Origin of the sequence: Flexivirga sp. (genome assembly GCF_051955415.1) — a bacterium.
Lineage (GTDB): Bacteria > Actinomycetota > Actinomycetes > Actinomycetales > Dermatophilaceae > Flexivirga.
Genome location: NZ_JBQCGS010000084.1, coordinates 15,611 through 28,145, shown reverse-complemented (window position 1 = coordinate 28,145; position 12,535 = coordinate 15,611). Strand labels below are relative to the sequence as shown.

The window sequence follows — 12,535 nt, the reverse complement described above, 5'->3', positions numbered from 1 at the left end:
CAGAGTAACCACCGTCGCCGAACGCGCCACGGCCGCGCTCACCGAGGTCGGTGAGCGCGGCCGTTGCGCGGGATGAGTCTGCCGACTCAGTCCTGTTTGTCGTGCGGTGTCGGGTGACCGTAGGCGTGGGCCGCCCCGATCTCCTCGGCACCTCCGTGCATGTGGCCCGATTCGGCCTCGTCGGGGCGCGATTCGATCTCCTCGGTCGCATGCCCGTCGTGGTGGGCTGCCGCGAGTTCCATCGGAGTCACCGGCTCCACCCGGTCCTTGAAGTAGTAGTGCGTCAACCGAGCGCGCAGGCGATCCTTGCGCGCGCTCTTACGAGCGACACCGTGGCTGTCGGTCTCGGAGGTCAGCTCCACCGGGGCGGGGGAGTCGAAGGCGACCAACGGCCACCGCTGGAAGTCGTCCAGCGACTCGTGGGCCTCGAAGAACCGGCCCTTCGCAGTGCGGACCAGGCGCCCACTTTCGCGGCCGTGCAACACCAGGTCACGGTCGGCGCGCTGCAGTGACAGACACAGCCGCTTGACGACCCAGAAGACGATGACCGGCGCGACGATCAGCCCCACTTGGAAGGTGCGGGTGATGTCGTCGATCGACAGGTGGAACTTGATCGCGATGATGTCGTTGCCGCAGGCGGCGAACAGGATGCCGTAGAAGGTGATCGCAGCCATACCCAGGCCGGTGCGGGTCGGTCGGTTGCGCGGCCGGTCGAGGAGGTGATGCTCCTCGTTGTCGCCGGTGACCCACTTCTCCACGAACGGATAGAGACCCATGATCGTCCACAGGATCGGAATCATCAGGATCGCGCCGATCATGATGTTGAAGCTCCAGGTCTTGCCGAAGAGATCGAACTCCAGGAATCCGGGCAACAATCGGAGCGCGCCGTCGGCGAACCCCATGTACCAGTCCGGCTGCGAGCCGGCGGTGACCATCGTCGGCGCGTAGGGGCCGTACATCCAGATCGGGTTGATCGAGACCAGGCCGGCGATCAGCGTGGTGACACCGAAGACGACGAAGAAGAAGCCACCGGCCTTGGCCGCGTAGACCGGCATCATCGGGAAGCCGACGACGTTCTTGTTGGTGCGTCCCGGGCCGGGGTACTGGGTGTGCTTGTGCACCATCACCAGGATGATGTGCGCGGTGAACAGCCCCACCAGGATGGCCGGCAACAGCAGGACGTGGATGGTGAAGAACCGCGGAATGATGTCCTCGCCGGGGAAACCACCGCCGAAGAGGATGTAGCTGATGTAGGTGCCGACGACCGGGATCGACAGGATGAAGCCCTGCATCGCGCGGATGCCGGTGCCGGATAGCAGGTCGTCCGGCAGCGAGTAGCCGATGAAGCCCTCGACCATGGCAAGCATGGCCAGCAAGAGGCCGATGATCCAGTTGATCTCACGCGGCTTGCGGAACGCGCCGGTGAAGAACACGCGGAACATGTGCAGGGCGATCGAGACCACGAAAATCAGCGCGGACCAGTGGTGGATCTGCCGGATCAACAGACCGCCCTTGACGTCCAGCGAGATGTGCACGGTGGAGGCGAACGCCTGGCTCATCTCGACGCCCTTGAGCGGGACGTAGGGGCCTTGGTAGACGGTCTCGCCCATGCTCGGCACGAACCAGAAGGTCAGGAACGTGCCGCTGATCAGCAGGATGATCAGCGAATACATCGCGATCTCGCCCAGCATGAAGGACCAGTGGTCGGGGAAGACCTTCTTCATCAGGTAGCGCACGCCCTTGGCGGCGCCGGTGCGCTCGTCCATCCAGTTGGCGACGGCGCCGACCGGACCGCCACCACCGGAGGGTGCGGTCGTCGTGTCGTCCGCGCGCAACGCGTCAGCGGTGCTGCGGGCCCTGTCCTGTTCACTCACTCGGTCGGCGCTCATCAGCCACGCTCCCAGAAGCTCGGGCCGACCGGCTCGTCGAAGCCGTGCGGCGCGTAGAGGTATCCCTCATCGTCCACTGCAATCTTCAACTGGGGAAGCGGTCGCTTCGCCGGGCCGAAGATGACGTGGCAGTCGTTGGTCAGGTCGAACGTCGACTGGTGACACGGGCACAACAGGTGGTGGGTGGTCTGCTCGTAGAGACCGACCGGGCAGCCGACGTGCGTGCAGATCTTCGAGTAGGCGACAACGCCGTTGATGCCCCAGTCACGCTCACGGGCGACTTTGATCCGGTCCTCCTGCAGCGAGATGAGGATGACCGACGCCTTGACCTTCTCGTTGATCGGGTGCTCGGTGTCGTTGATGCCCTCGGGCAGCACGTGGAAGACCGAACCCAGCGTCACGTCGGACAGTCGGATGGCGGTCCCGTCGGGGTCACGCATCAGGCGACGGGGGCGGGTGACCGGCTTGCCGTTCTTCATCTCCGGCTTGCCGTCGGGACCGAGCACCGGCACCTCGGTGTCCCACAGCGTGGTGCGCAGGTCCTCGACGTCGCCCTTGAACGGTCCCAGGCCGCCGATCAGCTGCAGGCCGAGCGGCACGGCGAACAGGCCGAGTGCACCACCCAGGCTGTACTTGATGAGCGGGCGCCGGTTGATCTGGGAGGACTCCGCGCCGTCATTGAGGACGGCGATGGCGCCGGCGCGTGCTTCGTCGTCCGACCGCAGCGTATGACGCTCCTCGATGACCTCCTCGTCGGACATCAGCGTCTTGGCCCAGTGGATCGCGCCCAGGCCGATGCCGAGCAGCGACACCGCGAGCGTCACGCCGAGCGCGACGTGCAGCGCGTGCACCTTGCCCAGGATCGGCAGGGTGATGTTCTCGTCCTCGCCGATGATCGCGTAGGCGACGACGAACAGGACGGTGGCCAGCATGGACAGGCCGAAGAGTGTGGCGACCTGACGTTCACTGCGGCGCGCGGCCGCCTCGTCGTGGTCGCCGAGGCGGTGCACGTGCGGCGGCAGGCCCGGGTTCTCGAACCGGTCCGGCAGCGCGTGGCGGCCGGCGCGGGTGTCGACCGTGCGGCCGGAAATTTCGTGGCTCACCGCGTGGTCCGGCGAGCCGGAGGCGGGCAGCGAAGCTTCGTTGTCGTCAGTCATCAGGCAGCCTTCTTACCGAGCCAGACGGCGATCAGGATCAACATGCCGATGCCGATGGTCCAGGCGAACAGACCCTCGGGCACCGGACCCAGGTTGCCCAGGCTCCAGCCGCCGGGGCTCGACTCCGTCTTGACGTTCTGCAGGAACGAGATGATGTCCTTCTTGTCCTGCGGTGACAGGTTGGTGTCGTTGAAGACCGGCATCGACTGCGGGCCGGTCAGCATCGCCTCGTAGATGTGCTTGCCCGAGACGTCCATCAGGTTCGGCGCGTACTTGCCGCGGGTCAGCGCACCGCCGGAGCCGGCGAAGTTGTGGCACATCGCGCAGTTGACGCGGAAGAGCTCGCCACCCTTGGCGATGTCGCCGCCGCCGTTGGTGAGGCTGGCGGCGGGAACTGCCGGACCGTCGCCGAGCGATGCGACGTATGCCGCCAGGTCGGACGTCTCCTGCTGGCTGAACTGGGTGCCGTGCCGCTCCGCCTGCACTCCGGGGGCGGCGAGCGGCATACGGCCGGTGCCGACCTGGAAGTCGACGGCCGCAGCGCCCACCCCGACCAGGGAGGGACCACCGTCGCCACCGGCACCGTCCAGGCCGTGGCAGCTGGCGCAGTTGGTCAAGAAGAGCTTGTGTCCGGCGGCAGCGGCCTGCGTGGTGCTGGACGCGGCGTCGGCGTTCTTGGGAGCGAACGCGGAGTAGAGGCCACCGGTGATGATGAGACCGAGAAGCAACACGATCACGATCGCTGCCGGGTGCCGGCGGCGGGCAACGAGTGAACTCACGAAGTCGTCCTGTCGTCGTTGGGGGAATGGGTGGTCGACATCTTCAGGCAGCCGCCCGTCACTGGAGCAGGTAGATCGTGGCGAACAGTGCGATCCAGACGACGTCGACGAAGTGCCAGTAGTAGGACACGACGATCGAGCCGGTCACCTGGTGATGCGTGAATTTCTTCGCGGTGAACGTGCGGCCGATGATCATCAGGAAGGCCATCAGGCCGCCGGTGACGTGCAGCGCGTGGAAGCCGGTGGTCAGGTAGAACATCGAGCCGTAGGCGTCGGAGTTCAGCGAGATGCCCTCACCGAACATGTTGGAGTATTCGAGCACCTGCCCGGAGACGAAGATGGCGCCGAAGAGGAACGCCAGGACGTACCACTCGCGCATGCCCCAGCTGCCCAGCTGCCACAACTTGCCGTCGCGGTGCGGCTTGCCGGCCTCGGCCTTGAAGACGCCGAACTGGCACCAGATCGAGGAGATCACCAGGATCAGGGTGTTGCCGAAGGCGAAGCCGACCTCGAGGTGACTGGTGCGCTCGGTCCACAGCGGCCCGGCCACGGAGCGGATCGTGAAGTACATCGCGAACAGTCCCGCGAAGAACATCAACTCGCTGGCCAGCCACACCATGGTGCCGACTGCCGTCAGATTGGGTCGACTGACAGGTCCATGACCTGCCGGGATCGGGGAATCGCTCGTATGAGCCGTCGTTGCGGTCGCCACGTCCGCCATTATGGCCCCATCGGGGCAGGCATGCGCGAGCGACCCCCTGACGAGTTCCTTTTCGTAGCAGCGTTTCTGCTCGAATCGCGCCATGAGCGGGCAAAAGGTGCCGTCATACGGGCGGTGTCGTGTGGTGGAACGCCCGGCTGCTGTCGTTCGTGCCCGACCGGGCCAGTAGCATCGGGTGCCATGAGCGAGCGCAGCGAGCGACCGACGGTGCAGGCGAATGGCAGTACCCGACGGAGGAGGGAACTGGCATGAGCGCATCCTCCGCAGTGGTCCCGGCAGGCAAGACATCCGGTGGCGTGCACGAGCTGACCGTCCTGCTCTACAGCGACGACATCGCCACCCGAGACGCAGTCCGGCTGGGCGTCGGTCGTCGTCCGGCCAAGGACGTGGAGATCACCAGCTGGCGTGAGTGCGCGACTCCTGCGGCCGTGGTCGACGCCGTCGACAAGGAGCACTACGACCTGCTCATCCTCGACGGTGAGGCGGCCAAGCTCGGCGGCCTGGGGCTGTGTCGGCAGCTGAAGAACGAAATCTTCGAGTGTCCGCCGGTCCTGGTGCTGACCGGCCGTCCGTCCGACGGCTGGCTGGCGGTCTGGTCGCAGTGCGACGCCGCCGTGCCGCACCCGGTCGACCCGCTGACGATCGGATCGGCCATCGCCGACCTGGTGCGTCGCGGGGTCGCTTCCTGATCGACCGCGCCGAGATGGCAGCGGAGTTCAGCTGGCCGGCGCTGCTCAACACCCTGCTGGACGGGCAGGATCTCACCGCCCCGCAGGCGGGGTGGGCGATGGACAAGATCATGTCCGGCGAGGCGACCGGTTCGCAGATCGCCGGTTTCCTGGTGGCGCTGCGGGCCAAGGGCGAGACCGTCGACGAGTTGCGCGGCCTGGCCGACGAGATGATCCGGCACGCGGTGCCGATCACGGTCCCCGGCACGACCCTGGACATCGTCGGCACCGGCGGCGACGGCGCGCACACTGTCAACATCTCGACCATGTCCGCGATCGTCTGCGCCGGTGCCGGCGTGACGTTGGTCAAGCACGGCAACCGTGCCGCGTCCTCGAAATCCGGCGCGGCCGAGGTGCTCGAGGCGCTGGGCATCCGACTGGACCTGACGGCGGCGCAGGTGGCGTCCGTCGCACGAGCGGCCGGGATCACCTTCTGCTTCGCGCAGACCTTCCATCCGTCGTTCCGTTTCACCGCGCCGACCCGCAGCGAGCTCGGCATTCGCACGGCGTTCAACGTGCTCGGCCCGCTCACCAATCCCGCGGCGCCGCAGTTCGCGTCGATCGGTGCGGCCGACCCCCGGATCGTGCCGTTGATGGCCGGCGTGTTCGCCGAACGCGGGCGCAACGCTGCGGTCTCCCGGGGCGACGACGGTCTGGACGAAGTGACGGTGACGACGACGTCGACGGTGCGCTGGGTGGCCGACGGCCGGGTGAGCACTCACACGATCGACCCGCGGGACCACGGCGTGCAACTGGTCGGCATCGAAGCGCTGCGCGGTGGCGACGCCGCGCGCAACGCCGAGGTCGCGCGCGCACTCTTCGCCGGCACGCTCGGCCCGGTGCGCGACGCGGTCCTGCTCAACGCGGGACTGGCGCTCGCCGTCGTCGGCAGCGGGGAGGCCACCGGGCGGTTCGGGCCGTATGACGATCTCGGCGCGGCCCTCGATGCAGGGATCGCGCGGGCGGCCGAGTCGATCGACTCGGGCGCGGCAACCGCCGTGGTGGATCGGTGGGCGGCGGCCACCGAGGCTGCCCGCCGGGCCTAGTCGTCCAGTCCGATGGCGAAGGCCGCGCCGAGGTCGCTGTTGGAGTAGGTGCGGAACGCGATGTGCGTCTGTGAGTCCCGCACCCCCTCGACCTTGTTGAGCCGGTCGGCGATGACGTCGGCGAAATCCTCGTGCCGGGCGACCTTCGCGACCGCGATCAGGTCCACGTCGCCGGTCACGCTGTAGACCTCGGCGATGCCGTCGATCTCGGAGATCTCCTGCGCCACTTCGGGGATGCGGTGGACGTCGGCCTTGATCATCACGATCGCAGAAATCATGCCCTCAGCTTAATGTCACGGGCACATCTCACGCGGTCGCACGCTGTGGCCGGGTCCGTCGGCGCAACGCGGTGGAGTCCTCGAAACCGAGGGCGTCGGCCTGGTCGATCGTCACGTCCAGCGACGCCTCGGCCCGCGCCGCGCCGCCCACCGGGCACACCCACGTGCCGTCGATGTCGACGATCCGGACGCCGGGCTGTTCCAGCCACCGCAGGATCTTCTCGGTCTCCTCGTGCGTCGCGGCCGGAACCGGTGCATCAGGCCGCCGGACGTGCTCGGCGCTCTCGCGCAGTGCCGCGATGTAGCTGCGCGGGTCGGTGCGCGGTGGGCACACCGTGGCGCCGGCGAAGCGGCCGTAACGCACGCAGGTGAACTCCCACCCGCCGACCGGCGTCGGCGCGGCGGCGATCAGCTCCGCGCTGGTGGCCAACGGCGTCATACGTTGGGCACGGGCGGCGGCGCGGACCAACGCGAGCATCCGGTCACGGACCACTGCAGCGTCTTCGAATCGCTGGTCCGCGGCGAGCGTGCGCAACCGATCATCGAGAGCATCGAGCACGTGGTGGCCGTCACCGTCGAGTGCCCTGGCGACGCGCAGCGCGATCTGCGCGTATTCGTCGGGGGACTGCCGGCCGTCGCAGGGGGCGCCGCATCGCCCCATCTCGGCCAGTGCGCATGCCGATCCGGTGCCTCTGCGGGACAACCGGCTGGTGCACTGACGCAGCGGCACGACCTCGTGCACCGCGGCCACCGCCTGCTCGGCGGCGGCCCGCGAGGTGAACGGGCCGGCGTAGGTGCCGCCGTCGTCGCGCACCGCGCGCACGATCGAGAGCCGGGGGAAGAGTTCAGGGGTCAGCTTCAGCCACATCGCCCGCTCGGGATGACGGGAGCGACGGTTGTACCGAGGCTTGTGCTCGGCGATCAGGCGCAGCTCGCGAACCTGCGCCTCCAGGGTGGTGTGGCACACGATGGGTGTCACCGAGGTGGCCAGCCGCACCATCTCTGCCATCCGGCTACGGTGCTCACTGGCGGTGAAGTAGGTGCGGACCCGGCGCTTGATGTCGATCGAGGTGCCGATGTAGAGCGGCTGGCCGCGCTCGTCCTTGAAGACGTAGACCCCCGGCGCCGAAGGCAGGGCGTCCGCCAGAAAGCGCTTGCGGCGCTGGTCGGGCGTCACCCGTGAGGTGTAGGACCGCAACTCCTCCAGCGTGTGCACGCCGAGATTGCCCACCCGTTCGATGAGCCCGTGCAGCACGTCGACGGTCGCCTGCGCGTCGTGCAACGCCCGGTGGTCGGGGGTGACCCGGGTGCTGAAGACCCGAGCGAGCGAGGACAGCTTGTGGTTGGGTGCTTCGTCGCGGGTCACCAACTGCCGGGCCAGGTGCACGGTGTCGAGCACGGTGTTGCCCGGCCAGGGCAGGCCCAGGCGTTCGCAGTTGACCTTCAGGAAGGTGATGTCGAACCGGGCGTTGTGCGCCACGAGCACCGCATCGCCGATGAATTCGAGGAAGGCCGGTAGCGCGGAGCCGATGTGCGGAGCCGAGGCCACCATGGGGTCGGTGATGCCGGTCAGCACCGAGATGAAGGCGGGGATGGGCTCGCCCGGGTTGACGAGGGTCTGGAACTCGCCGAGCTGCTGCCCGCCGCGCACCTTGACGGCGCCGATCTCGGTGATCTGGCACTCGGTGGCGCTGCCGCCAGTGGTCTCCAGGTCCAGCACGACGAACGTGACGTCGGCAAGCGATGTGCCGAGGTCGTCGAAGGTCGACTGGATCGGGGCCGGCGAGGTCATACGGACGAAGGTATGGCGCAGGTGTGACAGACGTGGTCCGGCGCGCCGCCGTCAACCCGTCAGCAGCAGCGCGACGGTCAGCATGGTGACGCCGACCAGTAGATCCAGCACCCGCCACGTCTGCGGTCGCCGCATCCAGCGTGCAGCGAACCGAGCGCCGTACCCGATGGTGGTGAACCACGCGACGCTGCCGAGGCAGGCACCCACGGCGAACCACCAGCGGCCGGCCGACCCCTGCTGGTTCGCGATGTTGCCGAGCATCAGCACCGTGTCCAGGTAGACGTGCGGGTTGAGGAAAGTGATCGTGAGGGCTACGGCTGCGACGGACCGCCGGGCCACCGGTGTGCCGTTCTCCAGCGCGGACGGGTGGCGAGCGGCGAGCAGGGAGCGGATCCCGAACCACACCAGGTATGCCGCGCCGAGCCACCGGCACACGGTCAGCACGGTCGGGTGACTCTGCACGACGACCCCGACCCCGGCGACCCCGGCGTTGATCAGCAGGACGTCGCCCGCGATGCAGATCAGGATCACGGTGCCGATGTGTTCCCGGGCCAGACCCTGGCGCAACACGAAGGCGTTCTGTGCGCCGATCGCGACGATGAGGGACAGGCCGGTGAACAGCCCGGTGGCGAAGGCACTCAACATGACGCGGTCACTCTAGGCAGCCCCCGATATTCAGACCAGCGAATGTTTCTCACCGACCATTAGTATCGCTTCATGCAGGACGATCAGCTGCACACGTTGGTGGCGGTGGCCGACGAGGGGACGTTCGAGGCCGCCGCGCGCCGGCTGCGGATCACACCATCGGCCGTCAGCCAGCGGATCCGTGCGCTCGAGGTCGCGGTGGGCGCCGTGGTGGTGCAACGCAGTTCGCCGGTGCGGCCGACTGCGGCCGGTGAGGTTCTGCTGCGGCTGGGCCGTCAGCGGGCGGCGCTGGAGAGCGAGGCGCTCGCGGAGCTGGGCCTGGCCGGCGACGGTGGCGAACCGCTGGCCGTCGCGGTCAACGCCGATTCGTTGGCGACCTGGTTCGCAGTGGTGCTCGAGACGGTGGCTCGTTGGCCGGACGTCGCGCTGCGCCTGCGTGTGGAGGATCAGGCGCACAGTGCGGCGTTGTTGCGTTCCGGCGCCGTGGTGGCCGCCATCACCTCCGATCCTGTTGCGGTCCAGGGATGTTCGGTCAGCCGGCTGGGCTTCATGCGATACCTGCCGTTGTGCACGCCCGAGCTGCGCGAGCGGCATCGGCGCGGGCGCACGGTGGACCTGGCCGCGATGCCGCGGGTCCGTTTCAACGACCGGGACGACTTGCAGGAGACGTTGTTGCGGTCGTATGACGTGCGCCCGACCGGCGCCTTGCACGAGGTCCCGTCCTCGGAGTCGTTCGTGGCCGCGGTGGCGGCGGGCCTCGGCTGGGGCATGGTGCCGGTCGCCCAGGCCGCCGGGCACGTCGACGACGGACGGCTGGTGCCGGTGGTCCGCGGCCATCGCGCGGACGTGCCGTTGTACTGGCAGTCCTGGCGGCTGCCGACCGAGCGGCTCGGCCGGCTCACCACACTGGTCGGGGAAGCGGCACGGAGGGGGTTGTCATAGGTCGGTCCTAGCGTCGAGGTCAACGGTTGATCCATCGGCCACGAGCGAAGAGGTGAAGACATGCGGATCGATTGCGAGACCTGCCCGGTGCGTGAGCGGCACTGCGCGGAGTGCATGGTGACCGCGCTGCTGCAGCTCGCACCGCTGGAGCAACGCCTGGACAGTGACGAGCGACGAGCGGTCGACACCCTGGCGTCGGCCGGGCTGATCACGGCACACGAAGCGATGACCGCCACTGCGCGGATCGAACCCTGGAGGCCACTACGGTCGACCGGGTGACGACGGCGGGCCGGCGGGCGATCTCGCGGCGCACGGTATGTGCGGCCGCGTCGGCGTTGGTCGGCGCGCTCGTGACCGGCTGTGGCTCGACGGCATCACCCGGGTCAGCCGGGTCAGCCCGGTCGGCCGGGTCGGCCGGTCGTGCCGCCGCCGCGACCCGCACGGTCCGTGCCGGACGCCTCGTGGTGACCGGCGATGTGCCGACACCGCGGCTGCAGTCCGTCGCCCGTGACGCGACCACGGCGGTCGATCGGGTGCGGAAAGTCTGGGGCGCGGGCGCGCTGCCGGGCCCGCTGCTGGTGGAGGTGCCCGCCGACGACTCGGGTTTCCGGACGCGGGGCGGCTCCGCCCAGTCGGGCGCGCAGATCGCGGCGACGACGACGCCGGACAGCCGTGTCGTCCTCGCGCCGGCGCTGTTCAACCGGGTGACCGAGCAGGGCCGGATCGTGGTGCTGACCCACGAGTTCACCCACGTCACCCTGCACCAGGAGAATCGTCCGGGACTGGCCCGCTGGATCGTGGAGGGGGCGGCCGAGTTCACCGCCTACCACGACACCGGGCTGTCGGTGTCCCGGCTGACGCCCCAGCTGACGAAGGCGGTGCGGGCGGGGCGGGTCCCCGTCGGGCCGCCATCGGAGGCCGACTTCGACGCCGCACCGCAGGCGGCATACCAGCAGGCCTACGCCTGGTGTGCCTTCCTGGTGGACCGTTTCGGACTGCCCCGGTTCACCACCTTCGTGCGGTCGGCGCACACCGGCGGCCGGCAGGAGTTCGTGGCGGCCTTCGGGGTGAGCGTCGGCTCGCTGCGGTCTCCGTTCCAGACCTTCCTGCGTGCCGGCAGGTAGGCTCCCCGGCATGGCTGACAGCACCAGGTCCTCCGTGACGATCCAGGCCGCGCCCGCGGAGGTGCTCGACGTGATCGCCGACTTCGACAGCTACCCCGAATGGACCGGCCAGATCAAACAGGCCGAGGTGCTCCGCGAGGACGAGCAGGGGTGGCCGGAGCAGGTGCAGTTGACCCTCGATGCCGGGGTCATCAAGGACACCTACGTGCTGGCCTACACCTGGGATGTCGCAGAGGACGGCACCGGCGTCGTCTCCTGGCAGCTGGTCAAGTCGAGCATCCTGAAGTCGCTGGACGGCGTCTACCGGCTGACCGGGGCGGGCGACACGACGGACGTCACCTACGAACTCACCGTCGACCTGAGCATCCCGGTCATCGGGATGATCCGCCGCAAGGCGGAGAAGACCATCATCGACACCGCCTTGAAGGGCTTGAAGAAGCGCGTCGAAGGCTGATGGCCCCACGCGTTCTGCTGGTCGCGGGACCGGGCGGAGCAGGCGCGTCGACCGTGGCGGCCGCGTTGGCCGACCGGCTCGCCGCCGACGGCCGCGCGGTCACCGTGCTGGACGACGATCCGTACGACGGTGCCGGCGCGCGGTGCCGGCAGGCATCGGTGGTGCGGGGGCCGGAGCACCAGGAAGCCGACCGGCACGCCCTATCGGCCGTGTGGGACTCCCTCGGCGCCGCCGCGGAACTCCTCGATCCGTTGCGCCAGACCCTCACCGCGTCGACCCTGCAGTTGCTGTGGTCCCTGCCGCTGGACCACGGCGCCGACCACACGGTCATCGTCGACAGCGGCACGCGTGGCCCGGAACTCGCGCGGCTGGCCCGAACGCTTCCGGGCACCCTGTTGCGCATGTCCCGGCTCGTGCCGGCGTGGCTGCGCGGCGGCCGGCCGGTGCTGTCCGCGATCGGGGTGGCCAGACCGCATGCCGTGCTGCTCACCCACCTGCAGGAGGCGGCCCGACGGTCGCGCGCCCTACGCCACGCGGTCTGCGGCGCGTCCGGCGGTGCGCTGCTGGTCGCGGGGGAAGCCGCCAAGACGGCGCGGCTCGGAGTCGGTATCGCGCTCAGCGGCGTGCACCTGCGTGGGGTGGTCGGCCTCGGCGACGACGTCGACGACGCACTGCTGCCCGGCGTGCCGCGCCTGCGCGCCGACGCGTCGCCGCCCACGCTGTGGACCGACACCGGCCTCCCGGTGCGCATCGAGCCCGAACACTCGACCGAGGGATACCAACTGCGAATGCTGTTGCCGTTGCATGATTTTCGACAACTCAGGCTGCGGTGGGCCGGCCACAGCCTGACTCTGTCCGCGTGCGGGCACCGGTCGGTCCTCGAGCTGCCGTCCGCGTTGCAGCGGTGCCACCCGTCGAGCGCCCGACTGCGGGACGGCATGCTGGACGTCGCATTCAGTCCGATCCGAGCAGGAGCCTGA

At 69.0% G+C, this 12,535-nt stretch carries 14 protein-coding genes; 7 read left to right on the top strand and 7 right to left on the bottom strand.

The window, feature by feature from the left end:
• Positions 1-86: 86 nt before the first annotated feature.
• From qcrB to ctaE, 4 genes are read right to left on the bottom strand one after another with little or no spacing between them, the layout of a single operon-like run.
• Positions 87-1,889, bottom strand: a complete 1,803-nt coding sequence (gene qcrB, locus ACTHL4_RS14655) for a cytochrome bc1 complex cytochrome b subunit (RefSeq protein WP_440283501.1) — start codon at positions 1,887-1,889, stop codon at positions 87-89.
• Positions 1,889-3,046, bottom strand: a complete 1,158-nt coding sequence (gene qcrA, locus ACTHL4_RS14650) for a cytochrome bc1 complex Rieske iron-sulfur subunit (protein ID WP_440283500.1) — start codon at positions 3,044-3,046, stop codon at positions 1,889-1,891. Before qcrA ends, qcrB begins: the two co-directional genes overlap by 1 nt.
• Positions 3,046-3,825 (bottom strand): cytochrome bc1 complex diheme cytochrome c subunit, encoded by a 780-nt coding sequence (gene qcrC / locus ACTHL4_RS14645; RefSeq protein WP_440283499.1) that lies wholly within the window; start codon positions 3,823-3,825, stop codon positions 3,046-3,048. The genes qcrA and qcrC overlap by 1 nt, the downstream gene beginning before the upstream one ends.
• 58 nt (positions 3,826-3,883) lie before the next feature.
• Positions 3,884-4,546 (bottom strand): aa3-type cytochrome oxidase subunit III, encoded by a 663-nt coding sequence (gene ctaE / locus ACTHL4_RS14640; RefSeq protein ID WP_440283498.1) that lies wholly within the window; start codon positions 4,544-4,546, stop codon positions 3,884-3,886.
• Between the two features lie 248 nt (positions 4,547-4,794).
• Here ctaE and ACTHL4_RS14635 point away from each other — a divergent pair, with 248 nt between their 5' ends.
• Positions 4,795-5,235 (top strand): hypothetical protein, encoded by a 441-nt coding sequence (locus tag ACTHL4_RS14635; RefSeq protein ID WP_440283497.1) that lies wholly within the window; start codon positions 4,795-4,797, stop codon positions 5,233-5,235.
• A 14-nt stretch (positions 5,236-5,249) separates the two neighbouring features.
• The gene (trpD, locus tag ACTHL4_RS14630) at positions 5,250-6,320 is read left to right on the top strand and encodes an anthranilate phosphoribosyltransferase (RefSeq protein WP_440283496.1); all 1,071 of its coding nucleotides are present in this window, start codon (positions 5,250-5,252) and stop codon (positions 6,318-6,320) included.
• Here the strand turns inward: trpD and ACTHL4_RS14625 are convergent.
• Genes ACTHL4_RS14625 through ACTHL4_RS14615 form a run of 3 tightly spaced genes read right to left on the bottom strand, consistent with a single transcriptional unit; the run spans position 6,317 to position 9,035 of the window.
• Entirely contained in the window at positions 6,317-6,598 is a 282-nt protein-coding gene (locus ACTHL4_RS14625) for an Lrp/AsnC family transcriptional regulator (RefSeq protein ID WP_440283495.1), read from the bottom strand. The two genes, trpD and ACTHL4_RS14625, sit on opposite strands and share 4 nt — an antisense overlap.
• Positions 6,599-6,626: 28 nt before the next feature.
• Positions 6,627-8,390 carry a DEDD exonuclease domain-containing protein gene (locus ACTHL4_RS14620; RefSeq protein WP_440283494.1) on the bottom strand — a complete coding sequence of 588 codons (1,764 nt, stop codon included), beginning with the start codon at positions 8,388-8,390 and terminating at the stop codon, positions 6,627-6,629.
• A 51-nt stretch (positions 8,391-8,441) separates the two neighbouring features.
• Positions 8,442-9,035, bottom strand: coding sequence for a LysE/ArgO family amino acid transporter (locus tag ACTHL4_RS14615; RefSeq protein WP_440283493.1), 594 nt, complete (start codon positions 9,033-9,035; stop codon positions 8,442-8,444).
• A gap of 72 nt (positions 9,036-9,107) precedes the next feature.
• On the opposite strand from ACTHL4_RS14615, the gene ACTHL4_RS14610 reads away from it, so the two are divergent.
• From ACTHL4_RS14610 to ACTHL4_RS14590, 5 genes are read left to right on the top strand one after another with little or no spacing between them, the layout of a single operon-like run.
• Positions 9,108-9,977, top strand: coding sequence for a LysR family transcriptional regulator ArgP (locus ACTHL4_RS14610; protein WP_440283492.1), 870 nt, complete (start codon positions 9,108-9,110; stop codon positions 9,975-9,977).
• A gap of 60 nt (positions 9,978-10,037) precedes the next feature.
• The gene (locus ACTHL4_RS14605; protein WP_440283491.1) at positions 10,038-10,256 is read left to right on the top strand and encodes a hypothetical protein; all 219 of its coding nucleotides are present in this window, start codon (positions 10,038-10,040) and stop codon (positions 10,254-10,256) included.
• Positions 10,253-11,101 (top strand): hypothetical protein, encoded by an 849-nt coding sequence (locus ACTHL4_RS14600; RefSeq protein WP_440283490.1) that lies wholly within the window; start codon positions 10,253-10,255, stop codon positions 11,099-11,101. Before ACTHL4_RS14605 ends, ACTHL4_RS14600 begins: the two co-directional genes overlap by 4 nt.
• Before the next feature lie 10 nt (positions 11,102-11,111).
• Complete coding sequence (locus ACTHL4_RS14595) at positions 11,112-11,555, top strand: SRPBCC family protein (protein ID WP_440283489.1); 444 nt, start codon at positions 11,112-11,114, stop codon at positions 11,553-11,555.
• Entirely contained in the window at positions 11,555-12,535 is a 981-nt protein-coding gene (locus ACTHL4_RS14590; protein ID WP_440283488.1) for a hypothetical protein, read from the top strand. The genes ACTHL4_RS14595 and ACTHL4_RS14590 overlap by 1 nt, the downstream gene beginning before the upstream one ends.

Bases quoted from the DNA above. Each gene is read 5' to 3' on its own strand.
- ACTHL4_RS14625 (WP_440283495.1), bottom strand. From the start codon at position 6,598: ATGATTTCTGCGATCGTGATGATCAAGGCCGACGTCCACCGCATCCCC.
- qcrB (WP_440283501.1), bottom strand. From the start codon at position 1,889: ATGAGCGCCGACCGAGTGAGTGAACAGGACAGGGCCCGCAGCACCGCT.
- qcrA (WP_440283500.1), bottom strand. From the start codon at position 3,046: ATGACTGACGACAACGAAGCTTCGCTGCCCGCCTCCGGCTCGCCGGAC.
- trpD (WP_440283496.1), top strand. From the start codon at position 5,250: ATGGCAGCGGAGTTCAGCTGGCCGGCGCTGCTCAACACCCTGCTGGAC.
- ACTHL4_RS14620 (WP_440283494.1), bottom strand. From the start codon at position 8,390: ATGACCTCGCCGGCCCCGATCCAGTCGACCTTCGACGACCTCGGCACA.
- ACTHL4_RS14605 (WP_440283491.1), top strand. From the start codon at position 10,038: ATGCGGATCGATTGCGAGACCTGCCCGGTGCGTGAGCGGCACTGCGCG.
- ctaE (WP_440283498.1), bottom strand. From the start codon at position 4,546: ATGGCGGACGTGGCGACCGCAACGACGGCTCATACGAGCGATTCCCCG.
- ACTHL4_RS14615 (WP_440283493.1), bottom strand. From the start codon at position 9,035: ATGTTGAGTGCCTTCGCCACCGGGCTGTTCACCGGCCTGTCCCTCATC.
- ACTHL4_RS14635 (WP_440283497.1), top strand. From the start codon at position 4,795: ATGAGCGCATCCTCCGCAGTGGTCCCGGCAGGCAAGACATCCGGTGGC.
- ACTHL4_RS14590 (WP_440283488.1), top strand. From the start codon at position 11,555: ATGGCCCCACGCGTTCTGCTGGTCGCGGGACCGGGCGGAGCAGGCGCG.
- ACTHL4_RS14610 (WP_440283492.1), top strand. From the start codon at position 9,108: ATGCAGGACGATCAGCTGCACACGTTGGTGGCGGTGGCCGACGAGGGG.
- ACTHL4_RS14595 (WP_440283489.1), top strand. From the start codon at position 11,112: ATGGCTGACAGCACCAGGTCCTCCGTGACGATCCAGGCCGCGCCCGCG.